Here is a 19102-nt window from a genome sequence, read left to right on the forward strand (position 1 = left end):
CGGATGGCGACGACGTAGCCGATGCCGCGCTCGCTCAGGCCGGTCCGGAAGTCGGCGTTCTGCCCGTATCCGGCGTCGGCCACCAGCACCGGCGGCACCAGACTCCACCCGGCCAGCTCATCAAGGGTGTCCAATGCCAGACGCCACTTCTCCCGGTGCCCGACCTCCTGCGGAATCCCGGTTTTGCGCCGACGTATCGGGTCGTCCGCCCACTCCCCGGGCACGAATAATCGCCACTGCAGCGGACAGGATGCGGTGTCGGAGACCGCATGCACGCTCACCGCTACCTGGCAGTTGGCCTGCTTACCCAGCGCCCCGCAGTACTGGTGCGCGACCGCCACCGACATCCGGCCGTCCTTGGGGAACGACACATCATCGACCGCCCAGGCATCCGGGCCGATCAGCGGCACCATTCGCTCCGCGACCCGCCGCCGCACCGGCACCGGATCCCACGTCGACTGGTTCACGAACTGCTGCAGGTTCTGCTCGTTGCCGTCCGGCAGCCGCTCCGCCATCGGCTGGATCGACTTACGCCGCCCGTCCAGCATCAGCCCTCGCAGATAGCAGTCACCCTTCGCCCGCTGATCCTTGCGCGGCACCGACGCGAACACATCAGCTACGAATAACGCCAACTTCGCCCGAGCACGGTTCACTTCATGTGCGTCCATACCCCCAACATGCCCCTAAACAGCACCGCGAGACAGACCTAACGGAGCCCTACTAGTGACCGCACAGTCAGGGCCCACTCTCATGCCCCCCAAGAAACCCCCCGGTATCCTGCGGATGTCCACCACCCCAGAAGCCGAAGGGCAACCCCGTGAGCGCCATTCGCCCGGCAGCCGTCGTCGTTCTCGCAGCGGGTGAGGGCACCCGTATGAAGTCGGCCATACCGAAGGTCCTGCACGAGATCTGTGGCCGTTCCCTCGTGGGCCATGTGCTGGCCGCCGCCCGTGAGTTGCAGCCGGAGAACCTGGTCGTGGTCGTGGGCCACGCCCGCGAGAAGGTCACCGCTCATCTCGCCGGGACCGACGCCGAGGTCCGTACGGCGGTGCAGGCGCAGCAGAACGGTACGGGGCATGCCGTGCGGATGGCTCTGGATGAGCTGGGGGGCGGGGCGGTCGAGGGGACCGTCGTGGTGGTGTGTGGGGATACTCCGCTGCTGACCGGTGGGACGCTTCAGGAGCTCGCGGCCACACACTCCGCCGACGGCAACGCGGTCACGGTGCTGACGGCCGAGGTGCCGGATGCGACCGGGTACGGGCGGATCGTGCGGGACGGAGAGTCGGGGGTGGTGACCGCGATCGTCGAGCACAAGGACTCTTCGGAGGCGCAGCGGGCGATCCGGGAGATCAATTCGGGGGTGTTCGCGTTCGACGGGCGGCTCCTGGCGGACGCTCTGGGCAAGGTGCGTACGGACAACTCGCAGGGTGAGGAGTACCTCACCGATGTCCTCGGGATCCTTCGTGAGGCCGGGCATCGGGTCGGTGCGTGTGTCGCCGGCGACCATCGTGAGATCGCCGGGATCAACAACCGTGTGCAGCTTTCGGAGGCGCGGCGGCTTTTCAACGACCGGTTGCTGTCCGAGGCGATGCTGGCCGGGGTGACCGTGATCGATCCGGCCACCACGTGGGTCGATGTGGGCGTGACGTTCGAGCAGGACGCGGTGGTGCATCCGGGGACGCAGTTGCACGGGTCGACGCATCTGGGTGAGGGGTCGGTGGTGGGGCCGAACTGTCGGCTCACGGACACCCTGGTCGGTGCGGGGGCGCGGGTGGACAACACGGTGGCGGACGGGGCTCAGGTCGGTCCGCAGGCGACGGTGGGGCCGTATGCGTATCTGCGGCCGGGGACGCGTCTCGGGTCGAAGTCGAAGGTGGGGACGTACGTCGAGACGAAGAACGCTTCGATCGGGGAGGGGACCAAGGTTCCCCATCTGTCGTATGTCGGTGATGCGACGATCGGTGAGTACACCAACATCGGTGCGGCGAGCGTGTTCGTGAACTACGACGGGCAGGACAAGCACCACACCACGGTGGGTTCGCACTGTCGTACGGGTTCGGACAACATGTTTGTGGCTCCTGTCACGGTCGGGGATGGTGCGTACACCGCTGCGGGCTCTGTGATCACGAAGGATGTGCCGCCCGGTTCGCTGGCTGTGGCCCGTGGTCAGCAGCGGAATATCGAGGGTTGGGTGGCTCGTAAGCGTCCGGGGAGTGCGGCGGCGAGGGCGGCCGAGGTGGCGTCTCGTCGGGAGGATGGCGAGGGGTGACCGGAAACGTGTGCGCCGGACACGGCGTACCGTGATAGGTGCATACCTGCACCCCACCTGCTGAGACCGCTTCTCGCAGCCAGCTGAGACGGCGTTCGGTGCCCCGCTGAGAACCTCTGAGGAGACAGTGCTGTGACCGGGATCAAGACGACCGGCGAGAAGAAGATGATGTTCTTCTCCGGCCGCGCCCACCCCGAGCTTGCCAAGGAGGTCGCCGAGCAGTTGGGTGTCGGGGTTGTCCCGACGAAGGCCTTCGACTTCGCGAACGGGGAGATTTACGTCCGTTACCAGGAGTCGGCGCGTGGTGCGGACTGCTTTGTCATTCAGAGCCATACGGCTCCGATCAATCAGTGGATCATGGAACAGTTGATCATGATCGACGCGCTGAAGCGTGCGTCGGCTCGTTCCATCACGGTGATCGTGCCGTTCTACGGTTACGCCCGGCAGGACAAGAAGCACCGTGGGCGTGAACCGATCTCCGCGCGTCTGGTGGCGGATCTGATGAAGACGGCGGGTGCTCACCGCATTCTGACCGTGGATCTGCACACGGATCAGATCCAGGGTTTCTTCGACGGTCCGGTGGATCATCTGTTCGCGTTGCCGCTGCTGGCGGACTACGTGGGCAGGAAGGTGGAGAAGGACAAGCTGACGGTCGTGTCTCCGGACGCGGGGCGGGTGCGGGTCGCGGATCGTTGGTGTGATCGGCTGGGTGCGCCGCTGGCGATCGTGCACAAGCGTCGGGACAAGGATGTGGCGAACCAGGTGACCGTCCACGAGGTCGTGGGTGAGGTCAAGGGTCGCGTGTGTGTCCTGGTGGACGACATGATCGACACCGGTGGGACGATCTGCGCCGCTGCGGACGCGTTGTTCGCGCATGGTGCGGAGGATGTGATCGTGACGGCGACGCATGGCGTGCTGTCGGGTCCGGCGGCGGATCGGTTGAAGAACTCCCGGGTGAGTGAGTTCGTGTTCACGAACTCGTTGCCGACGCCGGGTGAGCTGAGTGCCGATCTGGACAAGATCACGGTGTTGTCGATCGCGCCGACGATCGCGAGTGCGGTGCGTGAGGTGTTCGAGGACGGTTCGGTGACGAGCCTGTTCGACGAGCAGTAGGAATTTCCCGGGAAGATCTGCCGGGAAGATCTGCCGGGAAGACCCGTCAGAAGATCCTCAGGAAAGATCCTCCGGGAAAGATCGTTCGAGTGCGGCCTGAAGATCGTTTTGGGTGCGGCCTCCTGCTCCGAGTAGACTGCGAAAGTTGCTCGGCGAGGGAGGCCGTACCTGTGGGTATGGCTGTCCGTTATCGACGCGCTCTTCGTAGCAGGCCGTTCGTGGCCGGGTGACCACATCCGTTCCTGGTTCTACGAGGAGTGATCCACATGTCCGAGGTCAAGATCGCCGCCACGACCCGCTCGGAGTTCGGCAAGGGTGCCGCCCGGCGTATCCGTCGTGACAGCAAGGTTCCCGGTGTTCTGTACGGTCACGGTTCCGACCCGCTGCACCTGACGCTTCCGGGCCACGAGCTGCTTCTGGCGCTGCGTACGCCGAACGTCCTGATCGCGCTGGACATCGACGGCACGTCGAACGAGCTGGCGATCCCGAAGTCCGTGCAGCGTGACCCGATCAAGGGCTACCTGGAGCACGTCGACCTGCAGCTGGTCACGCGTGGCGAGAAGGTCAACGTCGAGATCTACGTGCACACCGAGGGTGACCTGGCGCCCGGTGCCTTCCTTCTGGAGCACGTGCTGAACACGCTTCCGGTCGAGGCCGAGGCCACGCACATCCCGGAGTCCGTCACGGTCTCCATCCAGGGTCTGACGGCCGGTGACTCCATTCTCGCCAAGGACATCCCGCTGCCGTCGGGCACGAAGCTGGGTGTCGAGGGCGACACCGTCGTCCTGCAGGTTCTGGCCGCGCAGGCCGAGGAGGCCGCCGGCGAGGAGGCCGAGGGCGACGCGTCCGCCGAGGCCTGATCCTCACCGTCGTCGTTTCGTCAGCCGCTGTTCCCTCCGGGGGCAGCGGCTGGCGCGTATCAAGGAGACATGGACGTGACGACCGATGCCAACGTGCCCTGGCTGATCGTGGGACTGGGCAACCCGGGGTCCGAGTACGCGGCTAACCGGCACAACGTCGGTTTCATGGTGGCCGATCTGCTCGCGGAGCGTATGAAGGGCCGGTTCAAGCGGGCGGGCAGGGCGCAGGCGCAGGTCGTGGAGGGGCGGATCGGGCCGCCGGGGCCGGGGAACCGGCGGGTGGTGCTGGCGAAGCCGATGTCCTACATGAATCTGTCGGGTGGGCCGGTGAACTCGCTCAGGGATTTCTACAAAGTGCCGTTGGCGCATGTCGTGGCGGTTCATGACGAGCTGGACATCGATTTCGGGACACTGCGGTTGAAGCTCGGGGGCGGGGACAACGGGCACAACGGGTTGAAGTCGATGACGAAGGTGATGGGTGCGGAGTATCACCGGGTGCGGTTCGGGATCGGGCGGCCGCCGGGTCGTATGCAGGTGGCGGATTTCGTGTTGAAGGACTTCTCGTCGGCGGAGCGCAGGGAGTTGGACTACTTCGTGGACCGGGCGGCGGATGCGGTGGAGGCGCTCGTCATCGAGGGGCTGGAGCGGGCGCAGGGCACGTACAACTCGTGACGTGTCCGGTGGATCGGGCACGTCCGAGTTGACTGTCCGTCCCGGCATGGCCAATGATCCCCGCCATGCCTGTCACCGCCTCCCCCTCCCGCCGTGCCTCGGTCCTCGCGCTGCGGTTCGGGCGGCTCGCGGCGATGGGTACGGTCGCGATGCTGATCCTGATCGCGGGTGTGTGGGCGTCCTGGGGCAGCGCTCAGCACGTGATGCTCACCAAGGGGCGGGAGCACGGCACGGTCCGGGTGACGCGGTGCGGCGAGGGGACCTGCACGGGGCCCTACACGCCGGTGTCGACCGGTTCGGCGGCCCGGGAGCGTGTGGTCATCGAGGACACGGTCGCGGTGCGCAAGGGGCTGACGTACGACGTGATCGTGAAGCCCGGCAGTGACCACGCGGTGCGCTCGGGTCCGGCCGGGGTGCTGTACTCCTGGGTGCCGATGGGCGGGGCGCTGTTGCTGGCGTCGGTGGTGGTCGCGGGCGGGCTGCGGCGGACGCGGGTGGCGTGGGTGATGGCAGGGTCGGGGGTCGCGCTGCTCACGGCGGCGTTCGTGGTGATCTGAGGTCCGGCAGTGGCCGCTCGTGGTGATCTGAGGTCCCACGGGGGCCGTTCGGTGCGTCGGCCGGTGCGTCGGCGAAGCCACCGTCAGGCCTGATCGCTCAGGAATCTGATCGCGCACAAAGGCGCCCCCGAGCCCGTACGAGGCTCGGAGGCACCGCCCGTCGTAAGTACGGGGCCGTCAGCCGGTGTTGCGCAGGCCCGCGGCCACGCCGTTGACGGTGAGCAGGAGCGCGCGGGACAGCAGCGGGTCGGGGGCCTCGCCCGCGGCGGCCGCGTCACGCTGGCGCTTGAGGAGGGTGACCTGGAGGTAGGAGATCGGGTCCAGGTAGGCGTCGCGGATGCTGACGGTCTGCTGGAGGACGGGGGTGGCGTCCAGCAGGTCGCTCTCGCCGGTCACCTTGAGCACTTCGCGCACGGTGAGTTCGTGTTCGGCCCTGATGGTGTCGAAGACGTGCTTGAGGTCGTCCGGGACGAGGGTGTCGACGTAGTGCTGGGCGATCCGCAGGTCGGTCTTGGCGAGGGTCATCTCGACGTTGGAGATGAAGTTGCGGAAGAAGTGCCACTGTTCGTGCATCTCGTCGAGCACGGTGTCACCTTCCTGCCGCAGGCCGCTCTCGCGCAGCGCCTTCAGTCCTGATCCCACGCCGAACCAGCCGGGGACGATCTGCCGGGACTGGGTCCAGCCGAAGACCCAGGGGATGGCGCGCAGTCCGTCGAGTCCGGCGCCGGAGTCGGGGCGGCGGGAGGGCCGCGAGCCGAGGTGCAGGTCGGCGAGCTGGTCGACGGGGGTGGAGGCGAAGAAGTACGCGGGCAGGTCGGGGTCCTCGACGAGCCTGCGGTAGGCGGCGTGGGCGGCGTCGGAGACGAGGTCCATGGCGGCGTCCCAGCGGGCCAGCGCTTCCTCGGACTGGCGGGGGGCGGTGTGCAGGGCGGAGGCCTGGAGGGTGGCGGCGACCGTGAGTTCGAGGTTCTGCCGGGCCAGGGACGGCACGAGGTACTTGTCGGAGATGACCTCGCCCTGTTCGGTGACCTTGATCTCGCCCTCCAGGGTGCCCCAGGGCTGGGCGAGGATCGCGTCGTGGGAGGGGCCGCCGCCGCGGCCGACGGTGCCGCCGCGGCCGTGGAAGAGGCGCAGCCGTACGCCGTAGCGGTGGGCGACGTCTCGCAGGCGTCGCTGGGCGCGGTGGATCTCCCACTGGCTGGTGGTGATGCCGCCGAACTTGGACGAGTCGGAGTAGCCGAGCATGACCTCCTGGACGTCCCCGCGCAACGCGACGAGGCGCCGGTAGGACGGGTCGGAGAGCATGTCCTCGAGGATGGTGTCGGCGGCCTTGAGCTCGTCGGTGGTCTCCAGGAGCGGCACTATGCCGATCTTCGCCCAGCCGGCGTGCAGGTCGACGAGGCCGGCTTCGCGGGCGAGTACGGCCGCGGCGAAGACGTCGTCGGCGCCCTGGCACATGGAGATGATGTACGACTCGATGACCTCGGGTCCGAAGACCTCCAGGGCCTTCTTGACGGTCTCGAAGACGCCGAGGGTCTTCTCGCCGGCCGCGTCGACGGGTGCCGGGGTGGGGGCGAGGGGGCGGCGGGAGCGCAGTTCCTTGGCGAGGAGCTTGCCGCGGTAGTCGCGGGGCATGTCGGCGTACCGCCAGGATTCCTCGCCGAGGCGGTCGAACAGCTGGCCGAGGGCGTGGTGGTGGGCGTCGGCGTGTTCGCGTACGTCCATGGTGGCGAGCTGGAGGCCGAACGCGGACAGGGTGCGGATCGTACGGTCCATGCGGCCGTCGGCGAAGAGGGCGCCGCGGTGTTCCCTGAGCGAGGTCTGGATCAGGGCGAGGTCGTGGATCAGCTGGCCGGTGCCGAGGTAGTCGCGGCCGGGCTCGTGCGGGGTGCCCTTGGCCAGGCGCTGCTTGGTGTTCTCCAGCTTCTGCCGGATGCAGGTGGCCTTGAGGCGGTAGGGCTCCTCGGCGTTGAGTCGCTTGTAGCGGGGGCTGATCTCGGGGAGGCGCTCCAGGTCGGTGCCGAGGGAGTCGAGGAGTTCGTCGGTGGCGCCGGTGTAGCGGATGGAGTTGGAGAGGAAGCCGCGCAGCTCGTCGATCATCTCCAGGGCGTCGTTGATGCCGTGTTCGTGCTGGAGGATGAGGACGTCCCAGGTGACCTGGGGGGTGACGTTGGGGTTGCCGTCGCGGTCGCCGCCGATCCAGGTGCCGAAGGTGAGGGGGCGGGTGTCGTCGGGGAGCTTGACGCCGACGCGTTCCAGTTCGGCGGTGAGGTCCTCGAGGACGTCGCCGACGGCTCCGGCGTGGAGTTCGTCGAGGTAGTAGATGGCGTTGCGGGCCTCGTCGGCGGGTTCGGGGCGGACGACGCGCAGTTCGTCGGTCTGCCAGACGAGGTCGATGTTCTCGGCCAGGCGGGTGTCGTAGCGGCGGCGGTCGGCCGGGATGACGGGGGTTTCCAGGAGTGCGGCGATGCGGCGGAGCTTGTTGAGCACCGAGCGGCGTGCGGCTTCCGTGGGGTGGGCCGTGAACACCGGGCGTACGTTCAGGTTGGCGACCGTCTGGCGCAGGTGCTCGGGGTCGGCGTCCTTGAGGCGGTCGGCCGTGCGGGCCAGGAGGCTGCCCTCGGCGGCGCGCTGGGCGCGCAGTTCGCGGCCGCGGTGGACTTGCTCGGTGACGTTGGCGAGGTGGAAGTAGGTGGAGAAGGCGCGGACCAGCTTGGCGGCGGTCTGCAGTTCGGTGCCGCGCAGGAGTTCGGCGGCGGCTTCCCCGTCCTCGCGGGTGAGGCGGCGGACCTTCTCGACGAGTTCGAGCAGTTCGGGACCCTCCTGGCGGACGAGGGTCTCGCCGAGGAGGTCGCCCAAGCGCCTGATGTCGGCGCGCAGCGCGCTGCTGGTCGACGTGGTGCTGGTGGTCAGGTCGTCGGCACTGCTCACAGGTGCGGCTCCTTGCAGTGTTGAAGCTCGTCCGGGAGGGAACCCGGACGGCGGCCTCTGGCGGCGGCGTGCCGCTTACGGGGCCGGACGGCCGGGAAGTACTCAGAGCGGACCGCGCTGTCCGACCGACATAAGGATAGGTGTCCACACGGACGCGCAGGCTGTCGGGCTCTTGCCGCCGGACGCCGCGCTGCCATACTTACGATGCCGTAGGTTACGGAACCGTAGGGAGTATGTGCGGTGTCCGCTCCTCGGCATCTGCCTCCTTCCAAGACCCGACAGGGACGCGCATGACCTCAAGCTCCGACGTGATCGAAGACTCTCCGAAGGCGACCGACGACCCCCGCACATCCACCGCCACCCTGGGTGGCGAGCAGAAGCGTTCGATCGAGCAGATCGCGCTGCTGTTCTTCATCGTCGTCCCGTTCCTCGCGGTGCTGGCGGCGGTGCCGTTGGCGTGGGGCTGGGGGGTGAGCTGGCTGGATCTCGGCCTGCTGGTCTTCTTCTACTACCTGGGCTGCCACGGCATCACGATCGGTTTCCACCGTTACTTCACCCACGGTTCCTTCAAGGCCAAGCGGCCCTTGCGGATCGCGCTCGCGATCATGGGGTCGATGGCGGTCGAGGGGCCGGTGGTGCGGTGGGTGGCCGACCATCGCAGGCACCACAAGTTCTCCGACGCCGAGGGTGACCCGCACTCGCCGTGGCGGTTCGGCGAGACGGTTCCGGCGCTGATGAAGGGCCTGTGGTGGGCCCACATCGCATGGATGTTCGATGAGGAGCAGACCTCGCAGGAGAAGTACGCGCCGGATCTGATCAAGGACGGGGCGATCCGGGCGATCTCGCGCCAGTTCCTCGCGTTGACGGTCGTCTCGCTGGCGCTGCCGCCGCTGATCGGCGGTCTGGTGACGATGTCCTGGTGGGGCGCGTTCACCGGCTTCTTCTGGGGTTCGCTGGTGCGGGTGGCCCTGCTGCATCACGTGACCTGGTCGATCAACTCGATCTGTCACGCGGTGGGCAAGCGCCCGTTCAAGTCGCGGGACCGGTCGGGCAACGTGTGGTGGCTGGCGGTCCTGTCCTGCGGCGAGTCCTGGCACAACCTGCACCACGCCGACCCGACGTCGGCGCGGCACGGGGTGGAGCGGGGGCAGCTGGACTCCTCGGCCCGGCTCATCCGCTGGTTCGAGTTGCTCGGGTGGGCGTATGACGTGCGCTGGCCGTCACGCTCGCGTATCGATTCCCGTCGGAAGACGGGCGAGGAGGACTCCGAGCGTCAGAAGGAGACCGCCGAAGCGGCATGATTGACTGCGTGGCGACCGACTCCAGCAGCACCCCGAGCAATGACAAGCCGCGGCGTGCGCGTCGCACCCGGATGACCGGTGCCGAGCGCCGCCAGCAGTTGCTGGAGATCGGTCGCACCCTGTTCGCGGCGAAGGGTTTCGAGGGCACGTCGGTGGAGGAGATCGCGGCGAAGGCCGGGGTGTCCAAGCCGATGGTGTACGAGCACTTCGGCGGCAAGGAGGGCCTGTACGCGGTGGTGGTGGACCGTGAGATGCGGCGCCTGCTGGACATGGTGACGAGTTCCCTCACCGCCGGTCACCCGCGTGAACTGTGCGAACAGGCGGCGTTCGCGCTGCTGGACTACATCGAGGAGTACACGGACGGTTTCCGCATCCTGGTCCGTGACTCCCCCATCCCCCAGTCGACGGGGTCCTTCGCCTCGCTGATCTCGGACATCGCCACCCAGGTGGAGGACATTTTGGGCCGCGAGTTCAAGAGCCGCGGCTTCGACCCCAAGCTGGCCCCCCTGTACGCCCAGGCCCTGGTCGGCATGGTCGCTCTGACCGGCCAGTGGTGGCTGGACGTGCGCCGCCCGAAGAAGTCCGAGGTCGCCGCCCATCTGGTGAACCTGGCGTGGCACGGGCTGGACGGCATGGAGGCGAAGCCGCACTTGATAGGGCGCCGGAAAAGCTGACGCAGTCACTCTTTGTGATGACGCCTGCGCATTCCGCCCGCTACTGTGGTTCCGCAGGCCGAGAATCCCGTCCATGGGAGGAACCATGACCGCCGAGCCGACCGCCAAGCACGGCTGCCGCTGGCCGGTGCCGCCGCAGGACGGGTACACCGTGGACGACCTGTTCACGCTGCCTGACCTCCCGCCGCACACCGAGCTGATCGACGGGAGCCTTGTCTTCGTGAGTCCGCAGCGGATTTTCCACAGCCGCATGATCGACCTTCTGGTGACCGGCCTGCGTGGCACGGTCCCCGGGCAACTGAAGGTCCTTCGTGAGATGACCGTCGCCCTGGACCGCCGCAACGGCCCCGAGCCCGACGTGTGCGTCATCCGGGCTGAGGCCGTCACCGGCCTGGAGCAGACCCGGTTCGAGGCCGCCGACGTACTGCTCGCCGTGGAGGTCGTCTCCCCGGACTCCGAGGCCCGCGACCGGGACACCAAACCCCGCAAGTACGCCGCCGCGGGTATTCCCCACTTCTGGCTGGTGGAGATGGCCGGAGAGAACCAGCACCCCGTGGTGCGGGTGTACGAGCTCGACCCGCTGTCGAAGACGTACGCGCTGACCGGCATCCACCACGACCGACTCAAGCTCGGCGTCCCCTACGACCTCGATCTCGACATCACGCTGGACGCCCTCAGAGAGCTGTGACCCGCTCCGGAACCCCAGCCCGTTGCCGCGCACGCTCGACAGCGACCGGCTCCGGAACCCCAGCCGGTTACCGCGCACGCTCGACGGCCGTGATCGTCAGCCGTCCTTGCGCGCCACCGCGAAGATGCGGCGGAACGGGTACGGCGTGCCGTGGGGGCCGGTGGGGTACGCCTCGCGCAGGGCCGCCCGGTACTCGGCGACGAACGCCTCCCGTGCTTCCGGGTCGTCGGCGAGTGCGGTGAGGACAGGGCGCAGACCGGTGCCCTTCACCCAGTCCAGGACCGGGTCCTCGCCGGTCAGGAGATGGATGTACGTCGTCTCCCACGCGTCCACCTCGCAGCCGAGGCCGGCCAGCTTCTCCAGGTAGAACCGCGGGGTGTGGACGGCGAGGTCATGGCGGAGGGTGTCGGCCAGGCGGGTTTTCCAGCGGGCGGAGTGGGCGAGGTCGCGCATCAGCACATGGCTCGGGGAGTCGAAGTTCCCGGGCACCTGGAAGGCGAGGGTGCCACCGGGCGTCAGGCCGGCCGTCCAGTCGGCGAAGCGTTCCACGTGGCCGGGAACCCACTGCAGCGTGGCGTTGCTGACGATCAGGTCGCAGGTCCCCGCGGGCGTCCAGGTCCGTACGTCGGCGTGGGCGAAGTCGAGGCGGCCGCCGCCCGGGGTGGGGCCCTCGTGCTCGGCGGTGGCCTGGTCGAGCATCTCGGGCGAGTTGTCGTACCCGGTGACGCGGGCCGTGGGCCAGCGGGCGGCGAGCAGGGCGGTGGCGTTGCCGGGGCCGCAGCCGAGGTCGGCGATGCGGGGCGGGTCGGCGGGCAGGTCGGGGACGCGGGCGAGGAGGTCGGTGAAGGGGCGGGCGCGGTGGCCGGCGTGACGCAGGTACTGGGCGGGGTTCCAGGTGGGGGCGGGCATGAAGCCTCCTCGTCGTGATCGTCGACTACGGGGTCCACCCTGATCCCACCCTCTCTCGACGTCAAGAGATTCGATGTAAAGAAGTTCGATAACGAGAGGCTCGACGACAAGAGACTCCACATCGACACAACCACTACACTGATCGTCATGGAGGACGAGGTCGATCGGCTGGTCGCAGCGTGGCGCCGGGAGCGCCCGGACCTCGACGTGGAGCCGCTGGAGGTGCTCAGCCGGGTGAGCAGACTGGCCCGGCACCTGGACCGGGCACGTCGGCTCGCCTTCGCCGAGCACGCGCTGGAGCCCTGGGAGTTCGACGTGCTGACCGCGCTCCGGCGCGCGGGAACGCCGTATCAGCTCTCGCCGGGGCAGCTGCTGACGCAGACCCTGGTCACCTCGGGCACGATGACCAACCGCATCGACCGGCTGGCGAAGAAGAGCCTGGTGGAGCGGCTGCCCGACCCGAGCGACCGGCGCGGTGTGCTGGTGCGCCTCACGGAGGAGGGCCAGGACCGCGCGGACCAGGCCCTGGCCGGGCTGCTGGACCAGGAACGCGCGATCCTCGCGGAGCTCTCCCGCGCCCAGCGCGGTGAACTGGCGGGGCTGCTACGCCAGCTGACCGCCCCGTTCGACAACATCCCCGGCTAGGTCCACGGGCCCCACGCCCGCCCGCCGGGCCAGGGCGACGGCGGCCAGGGTGGAGTGGACGCCGAGTTTGCCCAGCACGTTCTGCATATGGGTGCGGACGGTGTGCGGGGAGAGGAACAGCCGCTCGGCGACCGCCTTGCGGCCGAGGCCGGCAACCATGCAGCGCAACACCTCCCGCTCGCGCGGGGTCAGCGACTCCACCAGCCGTTCGCTGTCGGTGCGGTGCTTGCGCGCGGCCGTCAGCTCCCGCAGCACGCCGGTGAGCAGCGCGGGCGGCAGATGCGTCTCCTCGCGCAGCACTCCCCGGATGACCGTGAGCAGCCGGGACAGCGAGCAGTCCTTGGCGACCCAGCCAAAGGCGCCGGCCTGCAGGGCGAGCGCGGCCCGCCGGGGGTCGTCCTTCTCGGCGAGTACGACGCTCCGTACGCCGGGCTGTGCGGAGCGCACCCCGGCCACCAGCGAGATACCGTCGACGAGGCCGTCCTCGCCCACCTCCTTGACCGGCACCGCGGGCCGTACGCCCGGCACGGTGGCGCCCAGGTCGGCGTCGACGAGCAGCACGTCGAAGCGGCGCCCCTCGGCTGCCGCGCGTTCCAGACTGCGCACCGCGGCCGGGCCGCTGCCCGCCGCGGAGACGTCCACGTCGGGCTCGGCGGCCAGGGCGGCGGCGAGCGACTCGGCGAAGATGCGGTGGTCGTCGACGACCAGGACTCGGATGCGAACCACGTAACCCCCCTTCCCCATGCTCCTGAAGAGCAGGGGATACCTCAAAAGGCCGGAGAACGTCGACGGAGCGCGGGTACGACGCCTGAGGATGCCACCACCGCACGGCCGCCGCCGTGCAGAAACCGCTACCCCCACGTCGGGCGTCGTACCCGACTGTCTCGCCCCCTGATCAGCACCGGCCCCCACCGATGCTGTGCATCAGAGTACGGGCGGGGGGCAGGAGCGGAAAGTAGTTTGCAGAACTGACTGTCCGACACGTTTATGGTGAGCCGCATGTTTCGTATCGAGACAGAAGTCGACAAGGAACGGCGCGATCTGCTCCGGAATCGGCTGCGGGAGACGAACACCGCCGTCTCGCCCGTCCTGCGGGCCCTGCGCTCCACTCCCGGCGCACGCGAGGTTCCCCTTCACGTCTGGGCCCTGGACGGCACGGGCGCCCTGGCCGGCGGGCTGGTCGGGCACACCTGGGCGACCTGGCTGCACGTGACGTATCTGTGGGTCGACGAACGGCACCGGGGCGCGGGCCTCGGCTCCCGGCTGCTCTCCCGGGCGGAACGGCTGGCCCGCCGGGAGCGGGGCTGTGCGGCCGTACGCCTGGAGACCTGGGACTTCCAGGCGCCGGCGTTCTACCAGAAGCAGGGCTACGAGGTGGTGGGCGTGATCCCCGGTTATCCGCCAGGGATCACGGAGTACACGCTGGTCAAGCGCCTGACGTGACCTCTCCCGCGGTCCAGCCGGATCCCGCGTTCCAGCCGGAAGGGGCCGGTCCGAAGCGGAGCTGGGCGCCCTGCCCACCGTAAAGGCGGCGCGTTGCTGTGAGCGGGTCCGGATGGCGCACGCCGGAGCGTGCTGTCGCTCGTCCGGGTGCGTGTGCCTGGTCGGTCCCGGCACACGCGCCGTTGGTCAGAGGCGGGGCGTGACGCCTCCGTGGTGTGTCTCGGCCACGACCGCCGCCATCAGTTCGGCTTCGAGGACCGAGGTGTCGGCCGGCGGTGGGGCGGCGCTGTAGGAGTTGAGCAGTGTTTTGGTGACACGCAGTGCGGCGGGTGGTCGGCGGACGATGGGGTTGGCCCAGGCGGCTACGGCCGCGTCGATCTCCTCGGCGGGCACGACTTTGTGCAGGAGCGAGTGGGCCAGGGCCTCTTGAGCGTCGACGGCACGGCCCGTGAGGACGAGTTCACGGGCGCGCGCGATGCCGACCTCGTTGATCAGACGGGGCAGGATCCCGGCCCAGGCCGTGGGCAGTCCGAGGGCGAGTTCCGGCAGCCGGAAGCTCGCGTCCTGACTGCCGACGCGCAGATCACACCGGTGACCAGGTAGCCCCCCATGGAGCGGCAAGGACGTCGCCCAGAGCGCGCAGTTGCTCCCACACGGGCCAGGGGTTGCTCTTGCCCCTCGGGGGAACGCAGGCGCCGGAGAAGGGAGATGACGGCCCGACGGTCGGTGGTGGTGCCGTCTAAGTGGCCAACAGCGGTCACGCGAAGCTCCTTCAAGCCGGGCGTTACCGTTACCAGCGGAACCTACCCTTCCCCTCTCCGGCATCATGCACCCCTGTGTGTTGCTCCTGTCACATACGGTATTCCGGATCTGTGCTGGGGCGCGCTCGGTCGGCGGCGCGTCAGACGCGGAAGAGGTCGACCAGGGTGCTCCAGAAGCCCCTCTTCGGCGTCGACGCTCCCTGCTGCGCCGGCTCGGCACCGGCCGCCGGTGTGCTGGGCTGTTCGGCCGCGGGCAGGGGCGCCGCGGTCTGCCGTGCCGACACCATGCGGGTGGCCGGGGTCGGGCTGAACCGCACGGGCAGCGTCGCCAGAGCGTGCTGGAACGGTCCCGGACGCCACTGCAGGTCCTTGTCCGCCACGGTCAGGGCGAGATCGGGCAGCGCGTTGAGGAGCCGCTCGATCGCGGTGATCGTGATGACCAGCGCCGGGTCCTTGGCCGGGCAGGCGTGCGGACCCGCTCCCCACGCCAGGTGCGCGCCCTTGTTGCGGTTCTCGCGGGCCTCCCTGAGGGCGGGGTCGCTGTTGGCACCGGCGAAGCTGATCACGACCGGCGAGTTCGCCTCGACGATCACCCCGCCGAGGTCGACGTCCTGCACGGGGAAGTGCGTGGCGTAGTTGGCGAGGGGCGGGTTGTTCCACAGGACGTGGTCGACGGCCTCCTCGATCTGCATGCCGGAGCCGCCCGAGCCCTCCTCCGACAGGAGCAGCTGCAGGGCGTGGCCGATGAGGTTGCGCTGCGGCTCGAAGCCGGCGCCCATCAGCACGACGAGTTCGTCCTTCAGCTCCTCGTCGGTGAGGCCCGCGGGGTGCTGGACGAGCCAGGAGGTCATGTCGTCGCCGGGCCGGCGGCGCTTGACGGAGACCAGCTTCATCAGGCTGGCGGTGAGCTCCTCGTTGGCGCGCTGTACGTCGATGCCGTCGAAGAGGGCCGACAGCGAGGCGGTCAGGGTGTCGCCGATGTCGGCCGGGCAGCCGAAGAGCTTGTTGAACAGCAGCAGCGGCAGCATCTTGGCGTACTCGTTGATCAGGTCGGCGCGGCCGCGTTCGCTGAACTGGTCGATGAGGAAGTCGGCGATCGGCTCGACGTCCCGGCGCAGCCGGGTGGTGTTGAGTCGGTCGAAGCTCGCGGTGATGGCCTGGCGCAGCCTGAGGTGGACGGCGCCGTCGGTGAACAGGCAGTTGGGCCGGTAGACCATCATCGGCAGGATGGGGCTGTCGAGGGGGACACGGCCCTCGTTCAGGGCCTTCCAGCGGCGGGAGTCGCGGGCGAAGAGGGTGGGGTTCTGGAGCACCCTGAGGGCCATCTCGTGTTCGACGACGAGGGTGGCGTCCACGCCCGGCGCGAGTTCCACGGGTCCGGCGGGGCCGTGGGCCCGGACGTACTCGTAGATCTGCTGCGGGTCGGCGGTGAAGGTGCCGTCGGACATGGGGCATCTGGCGCCGGCGGAGGCGGCGGCGGGCGAGTGGTGAGTGTCCACGGGGGAGTCCTTTGTGGGCCTGGGCCTCGCGGCCCAGGCCTGGGGAGTGGATCAGGCCGCGCGATCGAGCAGGTGACGGACCAGGGAGATCAACGCGTTCGCGGACGACCGCTGGTCGCGGGCGTCGCAGTAGACGACAGGGGTGTCGGGCAGCAGGTCGAGGGCCTCGCGGATCTCCGCCTCGTCGAAGTGCTGGGCGTCGAAGCTGTTGACGGCGATGGCGTACTCGAGCTCGTACTCGTCGATCAGGTCGATGACGGGGAACGTCTCCTCCAGCCGGGCGGGGTCGACCAGCAGCAGCGCGCCAAGCGCGCCGCGGGCCATGTCCTCCCACAGCTGCATGAAGCGCTGCTGCCCGGGCGTGCCGAACAGGTAGAGCACGAGTTCGTCGGCCAGGGTCAGGCGCCCGAAGTCCAGGGCCACGGTGGTGGTCACCTTGTCCGGTACGCCCCGCAGGTCGTCCACCTGCACGGACGCCTGCGTCATCTTCTCCTCGGTGCGCAGCGGCGTGATCTCCGACAGTGAGCCGATGAAGGTGGTCTTGCCCACCGCGAAATGACCCACGACCAGGATCTTCGCCGCGGTGGTCACTGCTTCGGAGACGTAGATCGTGCCGTTCCCATTCGGCACGGCCGTCTCAGACAATGAGGGTTTCGAGTCCATGCAGAACCTTCTCGAGTGTCTCTCGGTCAGCGAGCTGGGCGCGAGCGGGTTCGGAGCGCCGCAGGAGGTGCCCCTGTTCGAATAAATCCGTCAGCAGCAGCCGGGCCACACCCACCGGCAGCGACAGATGCCCGGCCACCTCGGCCACGGACAGGTGTCCGCCCCCGCACAGCTCCCAGATGGCCCGCACCTCGGGGCCGGCCCCCAACGGCAGTTCACGGTCGGGGGCCAGGGTGACCAGGGTGTGCAGCGCCAGGTCGTTCGCCGAGGGCAGCCGGCGCCCGCCGGTGATGACGTAGGAACGGACGAAGTCGCTGGTGACCGGGGCTTCCTCGTCGGGACCGGTCATGCGTCGGCACCGGCGTTCAGTCGCGGCGCCGCGCTCATCGCCTCGCGCAGCGCGCTCACGGTCTTCTGCATCCGGAAGGACATGGCTTCCATGTCGACGTCCAGGGCCGCCGACACGGCGAGGTAGGCGCCGCTGCCCGCGGCGACGAGGAAGATCCATCCGCCGTCGAACTCGACGAGCGTCTGCTTCCAGAGCCGCTGTCCTCCCCCGCCCACGAAGCCGGCCACGGCCCGGCACAGGGACTGGATGGAACTCATCGCGGCCGCGTTCTTCTCCGCCTCGTCACGGCTGATGTGGTCCGAACGCTGCATCAGCAGGCCGTCGGCGGAGACGAGGATCGCATGGCGGGCCCCGCGCACCTCGAGCACGCCGTTCAGCACCCACGACAGGTCGGGATTCACTGGTTCTGGGTTCCTTCCGTGTTGTTCGAGACCCGGCCGAGGTGCGTTCCGCGGGCGAACGCACCGATACGTGACGCCGTCACTTCGTTGGTGTTCTCCCCGTCGGAGTCCGACGGGGCGGGCGCCGCCCCGTCGAGCCGGGGAACCACCGAGACGGTCCTGTTGCGCCGTCTGCGCCGGGGCAGACCGCCCGGCGTGGTGCCGACGACCAGCGTCGGGCCGGAGGCGGGCACCGCGGCACGGGGCCGCTCGGGCCGCTGGTCCTCGACCACACGGTCGTCCTGCGAGGCGGCAGGCCGGGGCGCGTCAGTGGTCAAGAGGCCCTCCGGTACACGGATCACGGCGCGCACTCCGCCGTAGGGGGAGACCGAATCGACGGACACCGAGAATCCGTAGCGGGCGGCGAGCATGCCGCAGACGGCGAAGCCGAACTTGGGCGGGTCGCCGAGGCCGGTGATGTCGACGGCGCTGTCGGACAACAGCAGGGCCGCGGCACGGGCCTTGGTCTCCTGGCTCATGCCCACACCGGCGTCGTCGACCACCAGGCACACCCCGGACGGCACGGCCAGGATGTTGATCTCCACCGGGGACTGGGGCGCGCTGTACTTGGTCGCGTTGTCCAGGAGTTCGGCGAGGACGACGGCGACCGGTTCGACGGCCTTGCCGGTGAGGGAGATGCTGACCTGGGCGTTGACCCGGACCCGGTTGAAGTCCTTGATCCGGCCCTGGGCGCTGCGGGCCACGTCGTACACGGAGGCGTTTTCGTCGCGCCGTCCGAGCCAGCCGCCGCAGAGTACGGAGATGCCCTTGGTACGGCGGCTGAACTGGCTGCTGGTGTGGTCGACCTGCATCAGGTCGGCCAGCACGCCGGTGTCGTCGCCGTACTCCTTCTGCAGGTTGTCCAGGAGCACCTGCTGTTCCTCGGCGAGGGACTGCAGGGTGCCCATCGCCGACTTGAGGACGGACTTGGTGGCCGACTCCGCGTCCAGCCGGACCTCGGAGAGGTCCTCCACGTGCCGGGCGCTGAGGGTTTCGTAGCCCGTCTGCACCTGGCGGAGCTGGCCCTGTACGGCCACCAGATTGCTCTGAAGGTTGTCGTTGTTACGGCGGAGAGCCATGTTGGTTCTCCGCGCGCGCATCACTGCGAAGGCCGCAGCGATGACCACGATGAGCAGGATCCACAACAACGGATCCTGGATTAATGACGTCATGAGACTCTCTTCAAGTCGCCTCGTGCCGGGGGCCAGAGCAACAGCCACTCCTTCACGATGGGCTTTGGAGACTGTCCCCCGTACGCGTTCATGACGCGCCGTCAGCCTGCTGAAAAGTCCGTTGATCGTATCAGTAGAGACAGTGTCAACAGGCTT

General features: G+C 68.8%; 19 protein-coding genes and 1 pseudogene. 10 read left to right on the plus strand and 10 right to left on the minus strand.

The genetic code is table 11. The annotated features are described in order from the left end of the window. The coding region (locus tag M2271_RS28070; RefSeq protein ID WP_280890139.1) for an IS701 family transposase at window positions 1-668 on the minus strand (668 nt) is incomplete at its 3' end. 149 nt (window positions 669-817) lie between these two features. Here M2271_RS28070 and glmU point away from each other — a divergent pair. From glmU to M2271_RS28095, 5 genes are all read left to right on the plus strand, one after another. Beyond that, on the plus strand, window positions 818-2269 hold the full coding sequence (gene glmU, locus M2271_RS28075; RefSeq protein ID WP_280890140.1) for a bifunctional UDP-N-acetylglucosamine diphosphorylase/glucosamine-1-phosphate N-acetyltransferase GlmU: 1452 nt from the start codon (window positions 818-820) through the stop codon (window positions 2267-2269). 132 nt (window positions 2270-2401) lie between these two features. Further along, a complete protein-coding gene (locus M2271_RS28080) occupies window positions 2402-3382 on the plus strand; it encodes a ribose-phosphate diphosphokinase (protein WP_280890141.1) in 981 nt (326 codons plus the stop codon). 266 nt (window positions 3383-3648) lie between these two features. Next, on the plus strand, window positions 3649-4242 hold the full coding sequence (locus M2271_RS28085; protein ID WP_280890142.1) for a 50S ribosomal protein L25/general stress protein Ctc: 594 nt from the start codon (window positions 3649-3651) through the stop codon (window positions 4240-4242). A gap of 69 nt (window positions 4243-4311) precedes the next feature. After that, complete coding sequence (pth, locus tag M2271_RS28090; RefSeq protein ID WP_280890143.1) at window positions 4312-4914, plus strand: aminoacyl-tRNA hydrolase; 603 nt, start codon at window positions 4312-4314, stop codon at window positions 4912-4914. A 53-nt stretch (window positions 4915-4967) separates the two neighbouring features. Further along, window positions 4968-5471, plus strand: coding sequence for a hypothetical protein (locus tag M2271_RS28095; RefSeq protein ID WP_280890144.1), 504 nt, complete (start codon window positions 4968-4970; stop codon window positions 5469-5471). Between the two features lie 177 nt (window positions 5472-5648). On the opposite strand, the gene ppc is transcribed toward M2271_RS28095, so the two are convergent. After that, a complete protein-coding gene (gene ppc, locus M2271_RS28100; RefSeq protein ID WP_280890145.1) occupies window positions 5649-8402 on the minus strand; it encodes a phosphoenolpyruvate carboxylase in 2754 nt (917 codons plus the stop codon). 290 nt (window positions 8403-8692) lie between these two features. Here ppc and M2271_RS28105 point away from each other — a divergent pair, with 290 nt between their 5' ends. The 3 genes from M2271_RS28105 to M2271_RS28115 all read left to right on the plus strand — a co-directional run bounded on the left by M2271_RS28105 (window position 8693) and on the right by M2271_RS28115 (window position 11065). Further along, entirely contained in the window at window positions 8693-9703 is a 1011-nt protein-coding gene (locus tag M2271_RS28105) for a fatty acid desaturase (protein WP_280890146.1), read from the plus strand. Continuing rightward, window positions 9700-10377 carry a TetR/AcrR family transcriptional regulator gene (locus tag M2271_RS28110; protein ID WP_280890147.1) on the plus strand — a complete coding sequence of 226 codons (678 nt, stop codon included), beginning with the start codon at window positions 9700-9702 and terminating at the stop codon, window positions 10375-10377. Before M2271_RS28105 ends, M2271_RS28110 begins: the two co-directional genes overlap by 4 nt. Window positions 10378-10462: 85 nt before the next feature. Continuing rightward, the gene (locus tag M2271_RS28115) at window positions 10463-11065 is read left to right on the plus strand and encodes a Uma2 family endonuclease (protein ID WP_280890265.1); all 603 of its coding nucleotides are present in this window, start codon (window positions 10463-10465) and stop codon (window positions 11063-11065) included. Between the two features lie 96 nt (window positions 11066-11161). Here M2271_RS28115 and M2271_RS28120 read toward each other — a convergent pair whose 3' ends face one another. Continuing rightward, on the minus strand, window positions 11162-11974 hold the full coding sequence (locus M2271_RS28120; protein ID WP_280890148.1) for a trans-aconitate 2-methyltransferase: 813 nt from the start codon (window positions 11972-11974) through the stop codon (window positions 11162-11164). Window positions 11975-12121: 147 nt separating this feature from the next. Between M2271_RS28120 and M2271_RS28125 the strand changes: the two genes are divergently transcribed. Then, window positions 12122-12619 carry a MarR family transcriptional regulator gene (locus tag M2271_RS28125; protein WP_280890150.1) on the plus strand — a complete coding sequence of 166 codons (498 nt, stop codon included), beginning with the start codon at window positions 12122-12124 and terminating at the stop codon, window positions 12617-12619. Here the strand turns inward: M2271_RS28125 and M2271_RS28130 are convergent. After that, window positions 12578-13345: a response regulator transcription factor gene (locus tag M2271_RS28130; protein WP_280890152.1), complete on the minus strand. Its 768-nt coding sequence runs from the start codon at window positions 13343-13345 to the stop codon at window positions 12578-12580. The genes M2271_RS28125 and M2271_RS28130 overlap by 42 nt on opposite strands. A 261-nt stretch (window positions 13346-13606) precedes the next feature. On the opposite strand from M2271_RS28130, the gene M2271_RS28135 reads away from it, so the two are divergent. Then, complete coding sequence (locus M2271_RS28135) at window positions 13607-14062, plus strand: N-acetyltransferase (protein ID WP_280890153.1); 456 nt, start codon at window positions 13607-13609, stop codon at window positions 14060-14062. A gap of 186 nt (window positions 14063-14248) precedes the next feature. On the opposite strand, the pseudogene M2271_RS28140 reads toward M2271_RS28135, so the two are convergent. From M2271_RS28140 to M2271_RS28165, 6 genes and pseudogenes are all read right to left on the minus strand, one after another. Then, window positions 14249-14650: pseudogene (locus tag M2271_RS28140) on the minus strand (enoyl-CoA hydratase-related protein); the annotation flags it as partial. A gap of 313 nt (window positions 14651-14963) precedes the next feature. After that, window positions 14964-16271, minus strand: coding sequence for a cytochrome P450 (locus M2271_RS28145; RefSeq protein WP_280890266.1), 1308 nt, complete (start codon window positions 16269-16271; stop codon window positions 14964-14966). Between the two features lie 102 nt (window positions 16272-16373). Then, the gene (locus M2271_RS28150) at window positions 16374-16985 is read right to left on the minus strand and encodes an ATP/GTP-binding protein (protein WP_280890155.1); all 612 of its coding nucleotides are present in this window, start codon (window positions 16983-16985) and stop codon (window positions 16374-16376) included. Beyond that, window positions 16960-17334, minus strand: coding sequence for a DUF742 domain-containing protein (locus M2271_RS28155; RefSeq protein ID WP_280890157.1), 375 nt, complete (start codon window positions 17332-17334; stop codon window positions 16960-16962). Before M2271_RS28155 ends, M2271_RS28150 begins: the two co-directional genes overlap by 26 nt. After that, on the minus strand, window positions 17331-17735 hold the full coding sequence (locus M2271_RS28160; protein WP_280890158.1) for a roadblock/LC7 domain-containing protein: 405 nt from the start codon (window positions 17733-17735) through the stop codon (window positions 17331-17333). Before M2271_RS28160 ends, M2271_RS28155 begins: the two co-directional genes overlap by 4 nt. After that, the gene (locus tag M2271_RS28165; protein WP_280890159.1) at window positions 17732-18946 is read right to left on the minus strand and encodes an ATP-binding protein; all 1215 of its coding nucleotides are present in this window, start codon (window positions 18944-18946) and stop codon (window positions 17732-17734) included. The genes M2271_RS28160 and M2271_RS28165 overlap by 4 nt, the downstream gene beginning before the upstream one ends. Window positions 18947-19102: the final 156 nt, after the last annotated feature.

Origin of the sequence: Streptomyces sp. LBL (assembly GCF_029893585.1) — a bacterium.
Classification (GTDB): Bacteria; Actinomycetota; Actinomycetes; order Streptomycetales; family Streptomycetaceae; genus Streptomyces.